Origin of the sequence: Nonomuraea sp. NPDC052116 (assembly GCF_040680035.1) — a bacterium.
In the GTDB taxonomy this organism is placed as follows: Bacteria; Actinomycetota; Actinomycetes; order Streptosporangiales; family Streptosporangiaceae; genus Nonomuraea; species Nonomuraea angiospora_A.
The window spans coordinates 170,664-191,393 of the sequence record NZ_JBFAWA010000002.1 but is presented as its reverse complement, the minus strand read 5'-3'; the positions used below and the strand labels follow the sequence as shown (position 1 = coordinate 191,393).

20 protein-coding genes are annotated in these 20,730 nt (G+C 71.5%); 11 read left to right on the top strand and 9 right to left on the bottom strand.

The genetic code is table 11. The features are described 5' to 3' along the window. Positions 1 to 44: 44 nt before the first annotated feature. Positions 45 to 791, top strand: coding sequence for a dimethylargininase (ddaH, locus tag AB0L65_RS03740; protein WP_364239989.1), 747 nt, complete (start codon positions 45 to 47; stop codon positions 789 to 791). Between the two features lie 191 nt (positions 792 to 982). Beyond that, positions 983 to 2,689, top strand: coding sequence for a 2-isopropylmalate synthase (gene leuA / locus AB0L65_RS03735; RefSeq protein ID WP_364239987.1), 1,707 nt, complete (start codon positions 983 to 985; stop codon positions 2,687 to 2,689). A gap of 47 nt (positions 2,690 to 2,736) precedes the next feature. Here leuA and AB0L65_RS03730 read toward each other — a convergent pair whose 3' ends face one another. Continuing rightward, on the bottom strand, positions 2,737 to 3,645 hold the full coding sequence (locus tag AB0L65_RS03730; RefSeq protein ID WP_364239985.1) for a LysR family transcriptional regulator: 909 nt from the start codon (positions 3,643 to 3,645) through the stop codon (positions 2,737 to 2,739). Between the two features lie 143 nt (positions 3,646 to 3,788). Between AB0L65_RS03730 and AB0L65_RS03725 the strand changes: the two genes are divergently transcribed. From AB0L65_RS03725 to AB0L65_RS03705, 5 genes are all read left to right on the top strand, one after another. Beyond that, complete coding sequence (locus tag AB0L65_RS03725; protein ID WP_364239984.1) at positions 3,789 to 5,195, top strand: M20 family metallopeptidase; 1,407 nt, start codon at positions 3,789 to 3,791, stop codon at positions 5,193 to 5,195. Positions 5,196 to 5,227: 32 nt separating this feature from the next. Next, positions 5,228 to 6,514, top strand: coding sequence for an MFS transporter (locus AB0L65_RS03720; protein ID WP_364239983.1), 1,287 nt, complete (start codon positions 5,228 to 5,230; stop codon positions 6,512 to 6,514). An 82-nt stretch (positions 6,515 to 6,596) separates the two neighbouring features. Next, positions 6,597 to 7,982: an MFS transporter gene (locus AB0L65_RS03715; RefSeq protein WP_364239981.1), complete on the top strand. Its 1,386-nt coding sequence runs from the start codon at positions 6,597 to 6,599 to the stop codon at positions 7,980 to 7,982. Then, positions 7,979 to 10,333 carry a PEP/pyruvate-binding domain-containing protein gene (locus tag AB0L65_RS03710; RefSeq protein WP_364239979.1) on the top strand — a complete coding sequence of 785 codons (2,355 nt, stop codon included), beginning with the start codon at positions 7,979 to 7,981 and terminating at the stop codon, positions 10,331 to 10,333. Before AB0L65_RS03715 ends, AB0L65_RS03710 begins: the two co-directional genes overlap by 4 nt. 6 nt (positions 10,334 to 10,339) lie before the next feature. Continuing rightward, positions 10,340 to 10,930 (top strand): TetR/AcrR family transcriptional regulator, encoded by a 591-nt coding sequence (locus AB0L65_RS03705; protein ID WP_364239977.1) that lies wholly within the window; start codon positions 10,340 to 10,342, stop codon positions 10,928 to 10,930. On the opposite strand, the gene AB0L65_RS03700 is transcribed toward AB0L65_RS03705, so the two are convergent. The 3 genes from AB0L65_RS03700 to AB0L65_RS03690 are packed head-to-tail and all read right to left on the bottom strand — an operon-like array spanning position 10,917 to position 12,841. Then, positions 10,917 to 11,798 carry a hypothetical protein gene (locus AB0L65_RS03700; RefSeq protein ID WP_364239975.1) on the bottom strand — a complete coding sequence of 294 codons (882 nt, stop codon included), beginning with the start codon at positions 11,796 to 11,798 and terminating at the stop codon, positions 10,917 to 10,919. The genes AB0L65_RS03705 and AB0L65_RS03700 overlap by 14 nt on opposite strands. After that, positions 11,795 to 12,124: a helix-turn-helix transcriptional regulator gene (locus AB0L65_RS03695; RefSeq protein ID WP_364239973.1), complete on the bottom strand. Its 330-nt coding sequence runs from the start codon at positions 12,122 to 12,124 to the stop codon at positions 11,795 to 11,797. Before AB0L65_RS03695 ends, AB0L65_RS03700 begins: the two co-directional genes overlap by 4 nt. A gap of 24 nt (positions 12,125 to 12,148) precedes the next feature. Beyond that, the gene (locus AB0L65_RS03690) at positions 12,149 to 12,841 is read right to left on the bottom strand and encodes a TetR/AcrR family transcriptional regulator (protein WP_364239971.1); all 693 of its coding nucleotides are present in this window, start codon (positions 12,839 to 12,841) and stop codon (positions 12,149 to 12,151) included. 113 nt (positions 12,842 to 12,954) lie between these two features. Here AB0L65_RS03690 and AB0L65_RS03685 point away from each other — a divergent pair, with 113 nt between their 5' ends. From AB0L65_RS03685 to AB0L65_RS03675, 3 genes are read left to right on the top strand one after another with little or no spacing between them, the layout of a single operon-like run. After that, positions 12,955 to 13,308, top strand: coding sequence for a YrdB family protein (locus AB0L65_RS03685; RefSeq protein WP_364239969.1), 354 nt, complete (start codon positions 12,955 to 12,957; stop codon positions 13,306 to 13,308). 2 nt (positions 13,309 to 13,310) lie between these two features. Next, the gene (locus AB0L65_RS03680) at positions 13,311 to 14,222 is read left to right on the top strand and encodes an NAD-dependent epimerase/dehydratase family protein (protein ID WP_364239967.1); all 912 of its coding nucleotides are present in this window, start codon (positions 13,311 to 13,313) and stop codon (positions 14,220 to 14,222) included. Further along, positions 14,219 to 15,106 (top strand): Gfo/Idh/MocA family oxidoreductase, encoded by an 888-nt coding sequence (locus AB0L65_RS03675; RefSeq protein ID WP_364239965.1) that lies wholly within the window; start codon positions 14,219 to 14,221, stop codon positions 15,104 to 15,106. The genes AB0L65_RS03680 and AB0L65_RS03675 overlap by 4 nt, the downstream gene beginning before the upstream one ends. Here AB0L65_RS03675 and AB0L65_RS03670 read toward each other — a convergent pair. Genes AB0L65_RS03670 through AB0L65_RS03655 form a run of 4 tightly spaced genes read right to left on the bottom strand, consistent with a single transcriptional unit; the run spans position 15,090 to position 19,469 of the window. After that, positions 15,090 to 15,911, bottom strand: coding sequence for a trypsin-like serine protease (locus AB0L65_RS03670; RefSeq protein WP_364239963.1), 822 nt, complete (start codon positions 15,909 to 15,911; stop codon positions 15,090 to 15,092). The two genes, AB0L65_RS03675 and AB0L65_RS03670, sit on opposite strands and share 17 nt — an antisense overlap. A 57-nt stretch (positions 15,912 to 15,968) precedes the next feature. Then, positions 15,969 to 16,973, bottom strand: a complete 1,005-nt coding sequence (locus AB0L65_RS03665) for an acetamidase/formamidase family protein (protein WP_364239961.1) — start codon at positions 16,971 to 16,973, stop codon at positions 15,969 to 15,971. Then, positions 16,970 to 18,337: an APC family permease gene (locus tag AB0L65_RS03660; protein WP_364239959.1), complete on the bottom strand. Its 1,368-nt coding sequence runs from the start codon at positions 18,335 to 18,337 to the stop codon at positions 16,970 to 16,972. Before AB0L65_RS03660 ends, AB0L65_RS03665 begins: the two co-directional genes overlap by 4 nt. Positions 18,338 to 18,389: 52 nt before the next feature. Then, a complete protein-coding gene (locus AB0L65_RS03655; RefSeq protein WP_364239958.1) occupies positions 18,390 to 19,469 on the bottom strand; it encodes a substrate-binding domain-containing protein in 1,080 nt (359 codons plus the stop codon). A 49-nt stretch (positions 19,470 to 19,518) separates the two neighbouring features. On the opposite strand from AB0L65_RS03655, the gene AB0L65_RS03650 reads away from it, so the two are divergent. Next, positions 19,519 to 19,965: a MarR family transcriptional regulator gene (locus AB0L65_RS03650; protein ID WP_350725011.1), complete on the top strand. Its 447-nt coding sequence runs from the start codon at positions 19,519 to 19,521 to the stop codon at positions 19,963 to 19,965. A gap of 70 nt (positions 19,966 to 20,035) precedes the next feature. On the opposite strand, the gene AB0L65_RS03645 is transcribed toward AB0L65_RS03650, so the two are convergent. Continuing rightward, positions 20,036 to 20,662, bottom strand: a complete 627-nt coding sequence (locus AB0L65_RS03645; RefSeq protein ID WP_364239956.1) for a TetR/AcrR family transcriptional regulator — start codon at positions 20,660 to 20,662, stop codon at positions 20,036 to 20,038. Positions 20,663 to 20,730 lie beyond the last annotated feature (68 nt).

Here is a 20,730-nt window from a genome sequence, read left to right as displayed (position 1 = left end):
GGGGTTTGGGGGGAATTTGGGGTGATGCGTGATAGAAAACGGCCATGCCCGGCCTTGCGCTCGTCAGGAAACCCGGCCCCCGGATCGCCGAGGGCATCGTCACCCACATCCAGCGCGAGCCGGTGGACCCGGAGCGGGCGCGTCACCAGCACGACGCCTACGTGGGCGCGCTGGCCGCCGCAGGGTGGCGGGTCACGTACGCGCCCGATGCCGACGAGCTGCCCGACGCGCCGTTCGTGGAGGACGCGGTGGTGGTGTCGGGGCGGCTCGCCGTACTGACCAGGCAGGGGGCGCCGGAGCGGCGGCCCGAGGTGGAGTCCGTGGCCGCGGCCGTGCGGGAGCTGGGGCTCAAGGCGGTCAGGATCGTGCCGCCCGGCACGCTCGACGGGGGCGACGTGCTGCAGGTCGGGCCCACCGTGTACGTCGGGAGGTCGGCGCGCACCAACGGCGAGGGGATCGCGCAGCTCGCGGGCCTGCTGCCGGAGCGCGACGTCGTGCCCGTGGACCTGACCGGCGTGCTGCACCTGAAGTCGGCGGTGACCGCGCTGCCCGACGGGACGCTCATCGGAGATCCGCGCCACGTGGACCTGCCGGGGCTGCTCGCGCCGCCGGAGGAGTCGGGCGCGCACGTGGTGCTGCTGGGCGGGGAGCGCGTGCTGATGGCCGCCTCGGCGCCCCAAACCGCCGCAATGCTCGAAAAACGCGGATTTATCGTGACGAAGGTAGATATTTCGGAGTTCGAGCGGCTGGAAGGATGCGTGACCTGCCTCAGCGTCCTGGTCCCGGACTGAGGGCGACGCGCCGCCTTCTCAGGATCTGAGATCCGGGGCAGCGCATCGCGAGACGTCTGGTAACGTGCATGGCATGCTGCGTGGGCTGCTTCTTAGCTGCCGCGGCGGGGGCCACTGAGGCCGGCTCCCTCGCCGCGGAGCCAGTCATGCGCGTCGGCCGCTTTCTTTAGACCGACGAGGAGCCAGCAGACATGACCACTCAGCAGCCCAGCCCCATGCCGACCCATCGCTATCAGGCGTTCGAGCCCATCCGCCTGACCGACCGCACCTGGCCCGACAAGGTCATCACCAAGGCGCCCCGCTGGTGCGCGGTGGACCTGCGGGACGGCAACCAGGCCCTGATCGACCCGATGGACTCCCATCGCAAGCTGCAGATGTTCGAGCTGCTGGTACGCATGGGCTACAAGGAGATCGAGGTCGGCTTCCCGGCCGCCTCGCAGACCGACTTCGACTTCATCCGCCAGATCATCGAAGAGGGCCGCGTCCCCGACGACGTGGTCATCCAGGTGCTGACCCAGGCCAGGCCGGAGCTGATCGAGCGCACCTTCGAGTCCATCGAGGGCGCCAAGCAGGCCATCGTCCACCTGTACAACTCGACCTCCACCCTCCAGCGCCGCGTCGTGTTCGGCCTGGACAAGGACGGCATCACCGCCATCGCCGTCGAGGGCGCCAAGCTGGTCAAGAAGCTCGCCGACGCGAGCGACGTCGACGTCTACTTCCAGTACTCTCCCGAGTCGTTCACCGGCACCGAGCTCGAATACGCCGTCGAGGTGTGCGACGCGGTCAACGACGTGTGGCAGCCCACCCCCGACCGCAAGGTCATCATCAACCTGCCGGCCACGGTCGAGATGGCCACCCCCAACATCTACGCCGACCAGATCGAGTGGATGCACCGCAACCTCAAGCACCGCGACTCGATCGTCCTGTCGCTGCACCCGCACAACGACCGCGGCAGCGCCGTGGCCGCCGCCGAGCTGGGCTACATGGCGGGCGCCGACCGCATCGAGGGCTGCCTGTTCGGCAACGGGGAGCGCACCGGCAACGTCTGCCTGGTCACCCTGGGCATGAACCTGTTCTCCCAGGGCGTCGACCCCGAGATCGACTTCAGTGACATCGACGAGATCCGCCGCGTCACCGAATACTGCAACCAGCTGCCCGTGCACCCGCGCCACCCGTGGGGCGGCGAGCTGGTCTACACCGCCTTCTCCGGCTCCCACCAGGACGCCATCAAGAAGGGCTTCGAGCACCTCGAGCGCGACGCGGCCGCGGCGGGCGTGCCGGTCGACGCGTTCACCTGGGCGGTGCCGTACCTGCCGATCGACCCGAAGGACATCGGCCGCACCTACGAGGCCGTCATCCGCGTCAACAGCCAGTCGGGCAAGGGCGGCGTCGCGTTCATCATGAAGGCCGACCACCAGCTCGACCTGCCGCGCCGGCTGCAGATCGAGTTCTCGAAGGTGGTGCAGGCCCGCACCGACAGCGAGGGCGGCGAGATCAGCCCCACCGCGATGTACGAGATCTTCCGCGACGAATACCTGCCCAACCCGGCCAACCGCTGGGGCCGCCTCAGCCTGATGGCCCACCGCCACGAGTCCACGGTGGACGACAAGGACCGCATCGGCGCCGACGTCCGGGTCGACGGGGAGATCCGCGAGATCGCGGGTGCGGGCAACGGCCCGATCTCGGCCTTCATCGACGCCCTGGCGGGGGTCGGCATCCAGGTGCGCGTGCTCGACTACGTGGAGCACGCGATGAGCGCCGGCTCCGACGCCAAGGCCGCCTCCTACCTGGAGTGCGAGGTCGACGGCCAGGTGCTGTGGGGCGTCGGCGTCGACGCCAACACCACGACGGCCTCGCTCAAGGCCATCATCTCCGCGGTCAACCGCGCCTCGCGCTGACCGCACCGCATCCCATCCACTCGGTACGCCGTCCAAGGGGCTGTCCGTCACTTGGGCGGCGGGCCGAGCAGTGAGACCAGCAGCCCGGTGAACTCCGTCACCGACCAGGGCAGCCGGCGGCCCAGGGCGGTCTGCACCTGGGCCTCCCGCTGGCGGAACACCGGGTGGTCCAGCCGTACGTAGGCGACCCCTTCGCCCGAGCCCTCCCGGTGCAGGTCGCCGAGATCTCCGACGAGCGCGATGCCACCCCTGCAGCGGACGAACTCGTGCAGCGGGCCGAGCCCGTCACAGACCAGCACCGGGCGGACCGTCAGCCCCTCGATCTGCGTGCCGATGTCGAAGAGCTCGCGCTGGCTGGCCCCGGCGGAGGCGAGGGCCAGCGGGTGCTCGCACAGCTCCGCCAGCCCGACCTGATCGCGTCCGGCCAGCTCGTGCCCGAGCGGGACGATCGCGACCACCGGGATCACGACGGCGCACTCCACCCGCACATCGTGCTGCGGCCCCATCGCGTAGGTGACGGCGACGTCGGCGATCCCCTCGATCACCCGGCGGGTGGCCTCCTGCCGGGGGACGACGTCGAGCTGGAACGTCACGTCGGGGTGCTCGCGCCGGAAGGCCGCCATCGCCCGCGGGACGATCCGCCGTCCGAACCCCTCAGAACAGGCCACCGTGACGTTGCGGACATCGGCTCCGCCCCCGGTCCGCAACTCGTTCACCAGGGCGGACGCCTCGGCCTCGCTGCGGCGGACGTGGGCGAGGAGCCGGGACCCGGCCTCGGTCAGCGCCATCCCGCGCGGATGCCGGACGAACAGGGGCACCCCGCATCCGGACTCCAGCTTGGCGATCTGCCTGCTGATCGCCGAAGGCGCGACCGTCAGCGTACGGGCCGCCTCGGTCACCGACCCCGTCCGGGCCACCTCGAGGAAGTACGAGAGGCCCACCGGCAGGAGTTGCATCGGGACCTCCTGGTAAATGCTTCGGGCACACAGGTTTGCCAATAGTAGAACGCTCGTTGCGGCAAACGGCAATGGTCCCCGCCCGTGAACCGTCCTACGCTGCTGACCAGCACAGCCCCCGCGATCCCCCGGAGGAACCTCTCGTGATCCCAGCAGACCTCATCGAACAGGCGGAGGAGTACGTCGATTCCGGCGCGTTCTTCACCGACCTCGCCGCGATGGTCTCCTACCCCACCGAGAGCACCAAGCCGGGAGCCAGCGTTGCCGTCAAGGCATACCTCGACGAGATCCTGGCACCCGCGCTGACCGGCCTGGGATGCTCCGTGACCGAGCACCCCAACCCCGACCCCGCTGGGGGCCCGTTCCTGGTCGGCACCCTGATCGAGTCCCCCTCGCTGCCGACGCTCCTCTGCTACGGCCACGCCGACGTGGTGGACGGCCACGCCGGCCGGTGGAGCGGCGGCCGGGACCCGTGGACGCTGACCGCCGACGGCGACCGCTGGTACGGCCGCGGCTCGGCCGACAACAAGGGTCAGCACCTGATCAACCTCGCCGCGCTGCGCCTGCTGCTTGCCCGGCAGGGGATGCTCGGGTTCAACCTGATCTTCCTGTTCGAGTCCGGTGAGGAGATCGGCTCGCCGGGACTGGCCGAGTTCGCCGCGGCACACCGCGAGGAGCTGCGGGCGGACGTCCTGATCGCCTCGGACGGCCCGCGCCTGGACGCGGCGACGCCAACGCTGTTCCTCGGGTCGCGCGGCGGTGTCGACATCGCGCTCGACGTCGATCTGCGCCCCAACACCTACCACTCCGGCAACTGGGGCGGCGTCCTGCGCAACCCCGCCACCACCCTGGCCGGCGCGATCGCGAGCTGCGTCGACGGGCACGGGCGCATCCGGGTGCCCGCCCTGCTGCCGCCGGACCTCCCGGACGCGGTCCGCGAGGTGCTGGCCGGCGTCACCGTCGCGAACAGCCCCGGCGACCCGGCCCCGGACGAGGGCTGGGGCGACACCGGCCTGACCGCCGCCGAGCGGCTGTACGGCTGGAACACCCTGGAGGTCCTGGCGATGGGGTCGGCCGACATCGACAACCCCGTCAACGCGATCCCCGGCCGGGCCCGCGCGATCCTGCAGCTGCGGTACGTGGCCGGGACCGACGTGAGCGGCGTGGAGCGGGCCGTCGCCGAGCACCTCGCCGCCCACGGCTACCCGATGGTCGGCGTCAGCGTCCTGGGCCACTTCCCCGCCAGCCGTACGGCGCTCGACGACCCGTGGGTGCGGTGGGCCAGGGGATCGCTGGAGCAGATGACCGGCAGGCCCGTCGCACTGCTGCCGAACATCGGCGGCTCCCTGCCCAACTTCGTCTTCACCGACGTCCTCGGCCTGCCGACCCTCTGGCTGCCGCACTCGTACCCGGGCTGCCTCCAGCACGCGCCCGACGAGCACCTGCTCGCCGGGATCGCCCGCGAGGGCGTCGTGCTGGCCGCCGCGCTGTTCCACGCTCTCGGCAACCCGTCGGCCGACCACCCTCTCCCCGCCCCCCGCCCGGTCTGACGGACGTCAGCCCCCCACCGGAAGGACCTTCGATGGCCGTCGCCTCCCCAGACTCGACCCAGCCCGCGACACGCGGCTCCGCCGGCCGCGCGATCGCGGCGGCGACCATCGGCAACGCGCTCGAGTGGTTCGACCTCGCCGTGTACGCGCTGATGGCGGCCTACATCGGACAGGTGTTCTTCCCCGCCGACGCGCCCGGCGTCCAGCTGGTGCAGGCGTACGCGGTGTTCGGCGTGACGTACCTGATCCGCCCGCTCGGCGGGCTGGTCATCGGCGCGTACGCCGACCGGCACGGGCGCAAGAAGGCCCTGGTGCTGACGATCTGGCTGATGGCCCTCGGCACCCTGCTGATCGTGGTCATGCCCGGCTACGCCACGCTCGGGCTCCTCGCGCCGCTGGGGATCGTGGTCGCGCGGCTGATCCAGGGATTCGCGGCCGGTGGCGAGTTCGGCGCCGCCACCTCGTTCCTGGTCGAGCAGGACGACAGCCGCAAGGGTTTCCTCGGCAGCTTCCAGTTCGCCAGCCAGGGGCTTGCGACCCTGATGTCCTCCGGGTTCGCCGCGGGCCTGACCGCCGTGCTGTCCAAGGAGCAGATGGCGGCCTGGGGCTGGCGGGTGCCGTTCGTGTTCGGGCTGCTCGTCCTTCCGGTCGGCCTCTACATCCGCCGGTACGTCCTGGAGTCGCCGGAGATCACGCCGGAGGCGACGGGGAAGCGTCCCTCGCCGATCCGGTCGGTCTTCCGCGACCACTGGGGCGGCCTGCTGATCGCCGGTGGCGCGCTGGTCATCTCGACCGCGCTCAACTTCATCCTGCAGTACATGCCGACCTTCGGGATCGAGGAGCTGGGCCTGAACGATTCGCTGTCGTTCGTCGCGCTGCTCATCACCGGGGTCACCCTGACCGTCGCGACGCCTTTCGTCGGCCTGCTGGCCGACCGGTTCGGCCGGCTGAAGATCATGATCCCGGCCGCGGTGCTGATCGGCGGGAGCGTCGTCCCGCTGTTCCTCTGGCTCACCGCGTCGCCGTCGTTCCTGACCCTGACGCTCTGCATGACGATCCTCGGCCTGCTGAAGGCCGCCTACTTCGGCGCGCTGCCGTCGGTGATGGCCGACGCGTTCCCGGTGCAGGCGCGCGCGACCGGCCTGTCGTTCAGCTACAACGCGGCGGTCGCGGTCTTCGGCGGGTTCACCCCCGCCATCGCCGCGGCGCTCGTCTCGGGGACCGGCTCGCAGGTGTCGCCGGCGTACTACCTGCTGGCCGTCTCCTTCCTGAGCATCGCCGCCCTGGCCTCCGCGCTCCGGACCCGCGGCATCCGCTGAGGCCCGATTAGTGAACGTTGCGTTTCTTCGAGTTGAATCCTATGCTCCTTAGAGAACGAGTCGTTCTCTAAGGAGAGGCGTCATGGGTGTCGTGCTGTCCGGGTTGATGCTGGCGATGCTGCTGGGCGCGCTCGATCAGACGATCATGGCGCCCGCGCTGCCGGCGGTGGCGGGCAGCCTGGGCGGGCTGGACCAGATGCCCGCCGTCGTCAGCGCCTACCTCGCCGCCGCCACCGTGGTCATGCCCGTCTACGGCAAGCTCGGCGACCGGTACGGCCGCAAGCCCACCATGCAGGTCGCCATCGTCGTGTTCGTGACCGGGGCCGTGCTGTGCGCGGTGGCCACGTCGATGCCGCAGTTCATCGCCTTCCGGGCCGTGCAGGGGCTGGGCGGCGGCGGGCTGATGATCGGGGCGCAGGCGATCATCGGCGAGGTGGTGAGCCCGCGCGAGCGGGGCCGCTACCTCGGGCTCATCGGGGCCATGTACGTGGTGGCCGCCGTGGGCGGGCCGCTGATCGGGGGGTTCTTCGTCGACCGGCTGAGCTGGCGGTGGATCTTCGCGATCTACCCGCCGCTCGGGGTGCTGGCGCTGGTCGTGCTGAGCGCCACCCTGCGGCTGCCGAGGCCGCGCGGGCAGGCGGGCCGGGCGCCGCTCGACGTCGCCGGGGCCGTCACGCTGGCCGTCGCCGTGGTCGGGGTGGTCCTGCTGGGGCAGACCGGGAACCCCGTCTATCTCGGTGTGGCGATCGCCGGGGCGCTGGCGTGGCTGGTCAGCGCCCGGTTCGCCAGGGACCCGATCCTGCCGCTGCGGCTGTTCCGGGACCGGGCGTTCGCGGTGCCGGTGTCGATCAGCCTGCTCATCGGGTTCGCGTTGTTCGGGACGATCACGTACATGCCGGCCTACCTGCAGATCGCGCTGCGCTCCAGCGCGACGGGGGCGGGGCTGCTGGTGACGGCGCTGATGGCGGGCGTGCTCGCCACGACCGTCGTGTCCGGGCGGCTGATCACGCGGACCGGGAGGTACCGGCCGTACCCGATCGCGGGCACGGCCGTGGCCGCCGCCGGGCTCGGGCTGATCGGCCTGGCGGGCCGCGACCCGCTCGCGCTGGCCGGCGCGATGCTGGTGACCGGGCTGGGGGTCGGGCTCGTCATGCAGACCATGGTGCTGGCCGCCCAGAACGCCGTGGAGTACGCCGACCTGGGCACCGCCACCTCGTCGGTGACCTTCCTGCGCCAGGTCGGCGCGTCCGCCGGGGTCGCGCTGGTGGGCGCGCTGATCACGCTGAGGTCCGGGATCTCCGCCACGAACCCGTCCAACGTCCCCGACAGCATGCGGGACGCCTTCGCCGCGGCCGTGCCGCCGGTTTTCGCCGCCATGGCGCCATTGCTGGCCGTGGCGTTCTTCCTCGCGCTGGCGCTGCCGGCGCGTCCGCTCCGCACCACCGCCTACGCCGAGGAGAGATCGTGAAACTCGTCGCACCGCTGGCCGCCTTCGGCCGGGACGACCTGGCCATGGCCGGGGGCAAGGGCGCCAACCTGGGCGAGCTCGTCAGGAACGGCTTCCCCGTCCCGGGCGGCTTCGTCGTCACCACCCACGCCTACGACGTGATCGCCCAGGGGCACGGCACGCGGGCGTACTTCGAGCAGGTCGAGCTGCCCGACGGGCTGCGGGAGGCCGTCGGCGGCGCGTACGCCGCGCTCGGCGGCGGGCCCGTGGCCGTGCGTTCCAGCGCCACCGCCGAGGACCTGCCGGGGGCCGCGTTCGCCGGCCAGCAGGACACGTACCTGAACGTCGTGGGCGAGCGGGCCGTGCTCGACGCCGTACGCCGCTGCTGGGGATCGCTCTGGACCGACCGCGCCGTCGCCTACCGCGCCCGGCTCGGCATCGACGACTCCGAGGTGCGGATCGCGGTCGTGGTGCAGAGCATGGTCGAGGCGGACCTGGCGGGCGTCATGTTCACCGCGAACCCGGTCACCGGCGACCGCGCCCAGCTCGTCGTCGACGCCGGCAGCGGGCTCGGCGAGGCCGTCGTGTCCGGCCTGGTCACGCCCGACCACTACGTGATCTCCGACGCCGGCACGGCCTTCACGCCGGGGCGTCGCGAGGTCGTCATCAGGGCCGCGGCGGGCGGGGGAGTCACGCGCGAGACGGGCTCGGCCACTCAGGAGCGACTGCCCGACGCGGCGCTCGGGGAGCTGGTCGGGCTGGGGAAGGAGGTCGCCGCGCACTTCGGGCGGCCCCAGGACATCGAGTGGGCGTACGCGGGCGGTCGCGTCCACCTGCTGCAGGCCCGGCCCATGACCGCGCTGCCGCCGCCCCCGGTGGGGAGGCTCAACCCGGCCCAGCGCCGTATCGCCACCATTCTGATGGAGTACCTCCCGGAACGGCCCTATCCGATCGACATGACGACCTGGATCCCGTACGGCCCCGTCGGGCTGATGGCCAGGGTGGCGGCCGGCTTCGGCATAGCCGGGGTGTTCGAGGGGTTCCTGCGGGAGGAGGACGGCGTCGTCTACCAGCTCGTTCCGCGGAGCCCGCGCCCCACCCGGAAGCTGCCGGCCGTCCCGTTCAGCCTCCTGGCCAGGGCCAGGAGGTTCGACCCCGCCCGCTGGACCGAGGACCCGCGCTTGCACGCCTACCTCGCCGCGGTCAGGGAGCTGGCCGCCCGCGACCCGGCGGAGCTGCCGTGGGCGGAGCTCGTCCGCGTGCCCCGGCAGGCCCTGGACCTGGTGGACCCGGTGGCCGGCCTGCGCGCGGACTACCTGCCCGGCACCGGGCTGGCGCTGCTGCGGCTGCTGGTGGCGGTCAAGCTGCTCGGGCGCGGCCGGCTCTTCGGCGACCTGCTGCACGGGGCGCGTACCCGCACCACCGACGCCAACCAGGCGCTGGAACGGCTGGCCGAGCTGGCCAGGCGGACGGGCGCGCTCGACGGGGGCCCGAGGCCGGCCGAGTTCGAGGAGGGGCTGCGGGCGTTCCTGGCCGAGTACGGCCACCGCGAGACCTCGAGCCCGATCCTCGTCACCACGCCCACCTGGTCCGACGCCCCCGAGACCGTCATCGACCTGATCAAGGTGCTGGCCGCCGCGCCGCCCACGCGCAAGGACGGCGACGACGCTCTCGGCCGCCTGCTCCGCCACCCGTGGCTGACAGCCGGAGGCCGCGCCCGGATGCGGCGGCGGGTGGAGGCCGCCCGCGCGGGCGTCGCGTTCCGCGAGGACAGCCACTTCTTCTTCATGATGCCGCAGCCCATCCTGCGCAGATCACTCATGGAGATCGGCCGCCGCCTGCGCGGGCAGGGCGTGCTCGACCGGCCGGAGGACGTCTTCCACCTGCGGCTGCCGGAGCTGGAGGCCATCCGCGACGCCACCGCCATGGCCGGCGCCGACCGGGAACGGCTGCGCGAGGCGGCCCGGGCGCGGGCGGCCAAGCGGGAGGAGCTGTCGGGCGTGCGGCTGATCGACCCCGCGGCCGTCTTCCCGGTCCGCGAGACGGGGGACGCGCTGGTCACCGGCTCCCCGGCCAGCGGAGGGGTGACGACCGGGCCGGTGAAGGTGATCAGGGAGCCGGCCGAGTTCGCCAGGCTGGAGAGCGGCGACGTGCTCGTCTGCCCGTACACGAACCCGTCGTGGACGCCCCTGTTCCAGCTGGCGTCGGCCGTGGTCGTGGACGCCGGCGGCGCGGCCTCGCACGCCGCGATCGTGGCCAGGGAGTACGGGATCCCGGCCGTCATGGGCACCGGCAGGGCCACCTCCGTGCTGGCGGACGGCCAGCCGGTGACCGTGAACGGCGACACCGGTCGCGTCACCCGCGCTCTCTAAGATGCCATGGTGACCGACCACCGCAAGCTGCCGCGACGCCGGGGCGAGACGCTGAACGCCGCGATCTTCCAGGCGACGCTCGACGAGCTGGCCGAGGCCGGCTACGCCGGGCTGACCATGGAGCGCGTCGCCGAGCGGGCCAAGGCCAGCAAGGCGTCGCTCTACCGGCGCTGGCCCACCCGCATCGAGCTGGTGATGGACGCGGTCTACAACTCGCTGCCCACCCCCGGGGCCGCGCCCGACACCGGCAACCTGCGCGACGACCTGGTGGCCATGCTCGGGATGACGTCGAAGGCGCTGGCGGGCCCGGCGGGCGAGGCCATGCGCGGGCTGCTCGGTGAGGCGCTGAGCAGCGGGTCCCCGCTGCGTGCCCTGCGCAAGGACTCCCAGAGCACCTCCAGGAGGCTGATGACGGAGGTCGTCGGCCGGGCGGTCGAGCGCGGCGAGGTCGCCCCCGAGGCCGTCACCCCCCGCCGCCTCGACGCCGGTCACGCGCTGCTGCGCCACCACTTCCTCTTCGAGGGCTCGCCCGTCCCCGACGAGCTCGTCGTCGCGATCGTGGACGAGGTGCTGGTGCCGCTGTTCACGCGGGGCTGAGCTGGCCCATCACGGTCCTGCCACGCCTGATCGCGCTCCTCGTCACCACTATGGTCATCCACACGCTCACCAGCGCGCCCGTCGCCACCATCGCCACGAACGACCAGGACGCCTTCTCCAGGCCCAGCGTCAGCAGGGTCGCGACGGCGCCCCAGGCGAGCGCGTTGCAGAGGGCCGCCGACGCGAGGATCTGGCCGGTGCCGCGCACGTCGGAACCCAGCGATGGCGCGCCCGCCGCCGTCATGGGCAGCGGCAGGACCAGCGCCATGATGAGCGGCACGTAGAAGCCCCCTGCCATCGCTTCGCCCAGCGGCCCGACGGGATAGCCGGCGTGCAGGAAGGCGAGGCTCACGAAGGTCAGACCGACCAGCCCGACGGGGACCACGAGCAACCAGGCCGTCATGACAACCCGTCGCGCGGTCATCCGCGTGAGCGGCCCGTGCACGGAACCGCGCATCGCGGCGAGACAGGTGTTGAGCAGCGGCGCCACCGAGAGCACGGATATGACGCCCGCCATGCCGAACAGACTCTGCGCCATGCCCTGCACGTTCCTGGCGATCGGCCCGGCCTCGGCCCACACGCCACGCAGGCTGGCCACGTCGGTCGCGTCGCGCAGGCCCGGGTTCCACATGAGCAGGAGCGCCGCCCCCATGCAGGTCAGGACCGCCGCGAGCGGAACGGTCAAGGTCCGGGCCCCCGGAACGCGCCGGTGATGCAGCCACGCGTCGGCGGCGCCCGAGACCAGGTCGAGCACCGTGCGCACGCGGGCCGGTCGCGACGCGATCAGGTCGGCGACCTCCTCGCCGTAACGCTCCCGCCACGCCTTCGGGTAGAGGCTGAGCACCGCCGACGCCACCGCGCGCATCATGCGAGCCCCCAAGCCGCTCCCGCGCGCCTGGCGCCTGCCTGCTCGATGCGGCGCAGGGTGGCGAGCTGCTCGCCGAGCGCCGAGCGCCCGCTCTCGGTGATCCGGTACGGCTTGCGCCGCTCGGCCGACTCGACCGGCTCGATCCAGCCGCGCTCCTCCAGCCGCATCAGCGCCCCGTAGAGCGTGCCGGGCTCCAGCGAAGTCCCCGAGAACTCCTCGATGTCGTTGATCATGCGATAGCCGTGTTTCTGCCCCTCGGCCAGGCTGATGAGCACCAGCAGCGCCACATCCGTGAAGCGGCCGAGCTCCTTTGGTCTCCGTGCCATATATTCAGTAAAACTTAGTAAGTCTTACTGAGCAAGCCCGATCGCCGAAGCCGCCAGCCGCATCGAGTGCTCGAACGCCGCGCGCCTGTTCTCGATCGTGTTGTTGAACTGGCCGAACACCTCGAAGTTGACCCATCCGTACAGCGTGGTCCACGAGGACAGGCCGCGCCAGAGCACCTCGTCGGGCACGCCGGGCATGAGCCCGCGGATCGCCTCCGCCTCCGGCGCCAGCTCGCGCGGGGCCTCGCCGGGAAGGGTCTGGACCGCGCCCGCGGTCCAGGCGTCGGAGACGATCCGGCCCAGTACGGTGACGTCGCGGATCCGGGCCGGGACCGTGTCCTGCGGAGCCTGGTAGCCGGGCACAGGGGAGCCGTAGAGCAGTGCGTACTCGTGCGGGTGCGCCAGCGCCCAGTCGCGTACGGCGTGGCAGGCCGTCATCCACCGGCGCAGGTAGTCGTCCTGCCGGCACTCGGCGTCGGCGCGCTCCACGCTCTCGCCGAGCGCGTTGTAGCCGTCGATGATCAACGCGGTCAGCAGGTCGTCGCGGCTCGGGAAATAGCGGTAGATGGCCGAGGAGACCATGCCCATCTCCCGGGCGACCGCCCGCAGCGACAGGCCGCCGGCGCCGTCGGTCGCGAGCTGGCGACGCGCGATGTCGGTGATCTCCCTGGTGAGCTCGGCCCTGACGCGTTCTCTGGCGGTACGGCTGGCTGTCATGGATGCAGGCTATCAGAGCGGTGCAAAAAAACGAGAGCACTGCTCTTGACGATCCCTGCTCTTTTGAGAGAGCATTGCTCTCGTAAGCGAATGGCAGTTCACGGAGGACCGAAATGCTCGGCATAGCCAAAGGCGCCAACGCCGCCCTGATGTTCTTCCTGGAGCTCGGCGTGCTGGCCTCCGTGGGATACTGGGGTTTCACCCTGAGCGCCGCCTGGTGGATCCGGCTGCTGGCCGGGGTGGGCGCGCCGGCGCTGTTCATCGCCGCGTGGGCGCTGTTCGGGGCCGGCGGGGGCGCCAACGCCACGTTCCCCCTCACCGGTCTGGCCCGCGCCGCGCTGGAGATCCTCTGGTTCGGCGGCGGCGCCGTCGCGCTCTACGCCTCCGGCCTGGTGACCCCCGCCGTCGTCTTCTTCGCTGTGTTCGTCGTCAACGCGGTTCTCCGCATCATCTGGAAGCAGGTCTGATCATGGGTAAGCACGTCGTCGTGGGCTCCGGCCAGGTCGGCACGCATGTGGCGAACAAGCTGCTCGCACAGGGACACGAGGTCTCCGTCGTGACCCGCTCGGGCAGCGGTCCCGAGGGGGCCGTCAAGGTGGCCGCCGACATCTCCGACAAGGCCGGGCTGATCGAGGCGACCAAGGGTGCCGACATCCTCTACAACTGCGTCAACCCCAAGTACCACCGCTGGCTCACCGACTGGCCGCCGATGGCCGAGTCGTTCCTGGCCGCCGCCGAGGCGAGCGGCGCCGTGTACGTGATGCTCGGCAACCTCTACCCGTACGGGCCCGTGAACGGCCCCATGACCGAGGACCTGCCGCTCGCCTCCGACAACCCCAAGTTCCGGGTGCGGGCGAAGATGTGGCGGGACGCGCTGGCCGCGCACGAGGCGGGCCGGATCAGGACGACCGAGGTGCGCGGCTCCGACTTCTTCGGCCCGGGCGCCAGCGACCAGTCCTACCTGGGCGGCCGGTTCCTCGTGCCGCTCAGGGCGGGCAAGACCATCCAGCTGGTCTACCCCCCGGACATGCCGCACAGCTGGACCTACCTGCCCGACGTGGCGGACGCGCTGATCGTGGCCGGCGGCGACGAGCGGGCCTGGGGCCGGCCGTGGCACGTGCCCACCGGCGACCCGCTGAGCTTCCGCGAGATGGGGGAGCGGATGGCCGCGCTGCTCGGGCGGCCCGCGCCGAAGTTCGCGCAGCTCCCGTGGCCGCTGGTCAGGGTGGCCGGCCTGTTCTCGCCCATGATCGGGGAGCTCGGCCACGTCAGGTACCAGTTCACGCAGCCGTTCGTGCTCGACTCCTCGGCCTTCCAGACCACGTTCGGTGTCGAGCCTACGCCGATCGAAGTGAGCCTCAAGGCTACGCTCGAGGCGTGAAGATAGCCGTGATCGGCCTGGGTGACATCGCGGAGAAGGCGTACCTTCCCGTGCTCGCCGCCCAGCCCTCCCTCGACCTGCACCTCTGCACGCGCAACCAGGCCCGCCTGGACCGGCTCGGCGACACCTACCGGATCGCCGGGCGGTCCACGAGCGTGGACGAGGTGATCAAGGCGGGGGCCGACGCGGCGTTCGTCCACGCGGCCACCGAGGCGCACCCGCAGATCGTGGAGCCCCTGCTCAAAGCCGGGATCCACGTCTACGTCGACAAGCCAATCGCCTACACGCTCCAGGACTCCGAGCGGCTCGTACGGCTCGCGGAGACCGAGGGGAGGTCACTGATGGTCGGCTTCAACCGCCGGTACGCGCCCGGATACGCCGGGCTCGCCGCCCATCCCCGGCACCTCGTCCTCATGGAGAAGAACCGCGACAACCAGCCCGACGAGCCGCGCCGGGTGATCTTCGACGACTTCATCCACGTGGTGGACACCCTCAGGTTCCTCGCCCCCGGCCCGGTGACCGGCACCAGGAGCCGGACCCGCGTCAAGGACGGCCTCCTCGAGCACGTCGTCCTGGAGCTGACCGGCGACGGCTTCACCGCCATCGGCGTCATGAACCGGACGAGCGGGGCGAGCGAGGAGACCTGCGAGGCCATGGGCGACGGCGCCAAGCGCCGCGTGGCCAACCTCGGCGACGTCGTCGACTACCGGGGCGGCGAGACGCTCGCCCGTCGCCCCGACTGGGTGCCGGTGGCCAGGCAGCGCGGCATCGAGCAGATCTGCCTCGACTTCCTCGCCGCCGTGCGCGAGGGCCGCCGGATCGCCGCCGACGACGCCCTGGCCACCCACGCGCTCTGCGAGGAGATCGTCAGCCGGGCAGCTTGAGCATCTCCTTGTCGGCCTTGGCGAGCATCCGCCCGAACACGGACTCGCCCAGCCTGGTCAGCACGGTGTACCCCTGGGTGTCGCTCATCGGGCTGGACGACGACACGACGCCGGCCAGCGCGTCGCCGTACAGGGCGGGACCGCCGCTCCCGCCGGCGGCGGCGTGGCAGTTGCGCGTGATCATCAGCCCGGGCCCCTCGGAGAGGCCCTCGCTCGCGTCGCCCACGCACCGGTACATCTTCGTGCCCGGATAGCCCTTGCCCGCCGGATAGCCGAGCAGTTCGAGCCCGCGCAGCTTCGTGCCCCTGGTGGTGGGCATCGGCCGCACGCCCTTGCCGGTGACGGCCTCCAGCGGGCGCTCGCGGCGCGCCACACCGACCAGGCCGACGTCGTACGGCAGCAGATTCGCCGAGTACGGCTCGGTGCGCCACCTGTCGGGCACCCACACGCGCACGGCCTGCCAGACCCCCAGCTTCGGCTGCCCCAGGTCGTAGCCGGGCAGGAAGGTCACCTGCTGGAGCGAGCGGCCGTTCTGGTAGAGGCAGTGCGCGGCGGTGACCACCAGGCTGCGACTGCGCGAGCCGATCACCGTGCCCCCGCACAGCACGTTCGTCCGCGTCACGGGGTCGCGGCCGAGCAGGACGCCCGTGAGACGCCGCGCCCCCGTGTAGGGGCGCGGGACCGGCGCATAGCCCAGGCGGTCGCCGTCAGGGGTCAGGACGCGGGGTACGGGGACGTTACGTTGCGACACCTCGGCGACGGCGGTGGGGTCGAGCAGGACCAGAGACAGCACCAACCTGAGCACACTCCCACCTTAAGGTGACGATGATCAGTGCTCTGACCTGCAACATCAATCTTTACCTCAACTTGTGTACTGAGAGCCCAGCGCGCGCAGCCGGGCGTGCGCCGACTCGTAGGCGGCCGGGCGGCCCAGATACTCCTTGGGCAGTTTCGCGACCATCGTGTAGTTGGTGTCGCACACGTTGCCGACCGGCGCCTGCCCGGCCTGGCTGACGAGCTGGTAGGCGTCCAGCGTGTCCAGCCCGGTCAGCTCCGACGTCCAGGTGACCAGGTCGTGCTGGCTGATCCGGTACGCGTCCTCCAGCGGTCTGGCCGAACCCGTGGACATCAGGTGCAGGTCGTCCTCCAGCCGCGGCCACGGCGTCGCCACCCCCTTGACCAGCTCGACCGCGACCACGGTGTTCATGGCCGACTCCACGGCGGTGCCGCAGACCTCACCGTGCCCCTGCAACCCGTGGCCGTCGCCGATCGAGAACATCCCGCCCTCGACGTTGACGCCCAGGTAGACGGTGACGCCCGCGCGCAGCTCCGGGGTGTCCATGTTGCCGCCGTGCGCGTCCGGGGTGATCGTCATGCGCGCCTCGTTCGCGGCGGGGGCCACGCCGACCGTGCCGTGCATCGGGTCGAGCGGCAGCGCCACGCTGAAGTCGCTGTTGCGGGCGTGGTAGACGGCCACGCCCCGGTCGAGGTCGATGTCGTACCGCCAGACCCGCTCCTCCAGCGGCGGCTGCAGCATGGCCGTGGTGTGGGTGCCGGTCAGCGCGCCGAAGTGGGGGAACGTCGTCGACACCGCCCAGTCCCTGGCCGGTGTGATCTTCACGAAGTGCAGGGCCAGCGTGTCGCCGGGCTCGGCGCCCTCGACGTGGAAGGGGCCCGTCACCGGGTTCAGGTAGGGGAACTCGCACACCCGCGACGGCAGGTCGTCCACGGTCCGCACACGGCCGCCGAAGCAGTCCTCGGTGTACAGCTCCAGGATCGTGCCCGGCCGTACCTTGCCGACGGCCGAGCGGCCCCCGAAGGTGTAGCTCAGGTCCTCCGGGGAGGGACGGTAGGAGACGACGTTCATTGGACCTCCGAGGGGAGTACGGGCCGGCGGCCGCGGGCGTACGAGATGCCGAGGACGACGAGGCCGACGGCCAGCCAGATGCCGCCGGCCCACTGTGCGTAGACGCTCTGGTTGAAGACGACGGCCACCAGGACGACGATGCCGACCACGGGCACGACCAGGTGCGCGAGCCAGTTGCGGCTGCGCTGCCTGATGACGTAGTGGACGACGACGGAGACGTGCAGCAGCAGGAACGCGGCCATGGCGCCGAAGTTGACCAGGGAGCTCAGCTCGCCGATGCCGGTCGGCCGCGTGCTCATGTAGACGCCGATGATCAGGGAGAGCGCGGCCACCACGAGGGTCGCGTTGACCGGCACCTTGTGCTTGGGGTCCACCTTCGCGAGGAACGAGGGGAGCTGGCGGTCGCGGCCCATCGCGAACAGCAGGCGCGAGGTGGCCGCCTGCGCGACCAGCGAGTTGGCGAACCCCCACGCGACGGCGGTGGCCACGGCCGTCAGCACCGACAGCCAGTGCCCGCCGGCGAACTCCGCGGTGGTGTAGAACGCGCTGCCCGCCGGGTCGTCGTTCGCGATCAGAGCGTCGCGGCCGGGGGTGAGCAGCGCGGCGACCCAGGTCTGCGCCACGAACAGCACCGCGGCCAGCCCCAGCGCGGCCACCATGGAGCGGCCGAGCCGGCGGGCGTCCTCGCGGTTCTCCTCCGCCAGCGTGGAGATGCCGTCGAAGCCGAGGAACGACAGCACGGCCACCGACGCGGCGGCCAGGACCACGCTCCAGCTGAATCCGGCGGAGTCGAAGAACGGCGTCAACGCGCCGGTCTGCGCCTTGCCCTGGGCCAGCGCGATACCGCCGACCACCAGGAAGATCGCCAGCACCGCGAGCTCGGCCACCAGCATGATCCGGGTGATCCTGGCGGTCATCTGGATGCCGAGGTAGTTCACGACCGTGTTGAGCACGATGAACGCCACCAGCCACAGCCAGACGGGCACCGCGGGCACGAACGAGTTCATGGCCACGCCGGCGACCAGATAGAGCAGCGAGGGCACGAGCACGTAGTCGAGCAGGATCGCCCATCCGGCGATGAACCCGACGGGGGCGGCGATTCCCCGGCCCGCGTACGTGTAGACCGAGCCGGCCATGGGGAAGGCGCGGGCCATCTGCGCGTACGACAGTGCCGTGAACGCCATCGCCACCAGGCCGATGACATAGGCGAGCGCCACCATCCCGTGGGAGACGGCGAAGACGTGGCCGAAGATGCCGAACGGGGCGATCGGCACCATGAAGATCAAGCCATAGATCATCAGGTCGGCGAAGCCTAAGGAACGCTGGAGTTCCTGGCGGTAGCCGAACTGCTCGACTGTGCTCATGTACGGCTCCTAGCTGCGTGGGGGGCGATTCGCACCCTAGAGCCAAAGCTTTCTACTGAAAAGGTTTCTCTAGAAAGAATCCCAGGCCGTCCGCCCTGCCCAGGTGCACGGGATGGCGTACCTGGCGGTCGAGCAGCGTGAGCGTGCCCCGGGCGCTGGTGATCTCGGTGCCGTCGGCGACCGCGTCGAGCGCGGGCACGGCCAGCGACCCCGCCCGCGCCGCCAGCGCGGCCAGCATCGCCACGGCCTCGTAGCAGCCGTGGCCGTGGGCGTTGAGCATGGGGGCGTCCTCGCCGAACCTGGCCGCGTACCGCTCGGCGAAGTCGAGACCGGCGTCGGTGGACAGGTCGCGGAAGTAGCCCATGGACGCGTACAGCTCGCCGGTGACGTCCCCGCCGACGCCCAGCAGGCCGTGCTCCTCCAGCGCCCCGCACAGCCGGGCCGCGCCGAGCCCGGCGGCCGCGTACGCCCGGTTGAACGCCATGAGGTCGCTGCCGATCAGCGTCAGCAGGATGGCGTCGGGCCGCGCGTCCGCCACCCGGTCGAGCCGGCTGACGGCCTCGCCGTACGGGACGAAGCTCTCGCCCACCACGCTCGCGCCCCGGGCGCGCAGCCGCTCGCGGGCGCTGGCGTGCACCAGGCGCGGCCAGACGTAGTCGTTGCCCAGCAGATACCAGCGGCGCGCCTTGCGCGCGCCGGCCAGCCACTCGATGCCCGGCGCGAGCTGCCTGCCCGGGGTCTCGCCGAGGAAGTAGACGCCCGGCGCGTGGCCGCCGCCCTCGTACGGCGGCGCGTACACGAATGGCACCCGCCCGGCGATCGCGGCCACGACCTCCACCCGCACGTCGCTCGCGTGGGCGCCCGCGACGGCCTGCACCGTCTCCGAGCCGACCAGCCCGGCCACCTCGGCCGCCACCTGGCGCGCGGGTCGGCCGCCGTCGATGAGCACCAGCTCGACCGGCCTGCCCAGCACGCCGCCGCCGGCGTTGACCTCCTCGGCGGCCAGCACCGCGCAGTTGATCGCGCACGGGCCCATCAGGCCGAGCACCCCTGACACGGGCACGACCAGGCCGATCCTGATCGACTCCGACGGTATGAGCCGCGCTTCCAACGGATCGACGGTCGCCGCCACGCCGACGAGTATCCTCCGTTCTAGCTCTCCGATGAAAGGACCTTTCTCCATGACCACCTCTGGGCTCGGGTCCTCACTCGCCTACCTGCTGAGCCGCGCGGAGCGCAGCGTCAATCGCGGGCTGGCCGCGGTGCTGGCCGGCGAGGACGTCACGGTCGAGCAGTGGCGCATCATGCGGGCGCTGGCCGACGGGCACGGCGACTCGATGGGCGAGCTGGCGGAGGCGGTGCTGATGCCGCACCCGACGCTGACCAAGGCGATCGACCGGCTGATCGACCGGGCGCTGGTCTATCGGGGACCGTCCAAGGGTGACCGGCGGCGGGTGGCGGTGTTCGTCTCGGACCGGGGGGCGGAGCTGCTCGCGCGGGTGGACGGGGCGGTGGCCGAGCATCACGGGCTGATCGCGGGGGCGTTCGGGCGGGAGCGCACGGAGCAGCTCATGCGTGACCTGGAGAGGCTGATGGAGGCCCTCGACTACGCGGAGCTCCGCGTCTGACGCCCGGTCCCACCGGGGTCCTTGGAGAGGGCGGGTGCGGTGGGTCGCCGCCGCCGTTGTCGTGGTGGGTTCAGCGTGTGAGCGTTTTCGCGAACAGGGCGGCGTGGGCCTTGATGCGGTCGCGGGCGCGCTCGCGCTGGGCCTCCGTGGCGTTCCCGTGCAGCCACAGCAGCCGGGCATGGGCGATCGGGGCCAGCAGGGCGTAGGCGAGGTCGTCGGGAGTGCCCAGGTCCGTACGGATGCGCCCCTCCGACTGCCACCGCGCGAACACCTCGGCGAGATGGCCCAGTACGTTCTCGATGCCCACGGAGAGGGTGTCGTCGTGGATCAGGCCGTCACGTGAGACCAGGCTCATGACCTGCCTGGACTGCGGGGTGTCCCACGCGGCCAGCAGCCGGGCCGCGAACGACTCGACGAAGGCCGCCGGCTCGTCCGGGGCCTGGTCGAGCGCCACGTCGGCCGCCTGCGGGCCGGCCAGGGACATGGCCGCGTCGTAGATCGCCTGCTTGCTGGCGAAGTGCGCGTAAAGGACGCTCTCGCTCAACCCCACCTCTCTGGCGATGGCCCTGATCGAGGTCCCCGCGTACCCCTTCTGCGCGAACAGGCGCAGTGCGGCGTCCAGGAGTGCGGCCTTGGTGTCGCCTGCCTCGGCCTTGGAAGGACGGCCCGGACGGCGGCCGCTGGTGATGCTGCTCACGAGGACATCCAATCACCTTGATAAATAATCGCTCGTTCGATTAGTTTAGAGACACGGAGAGAGATGGG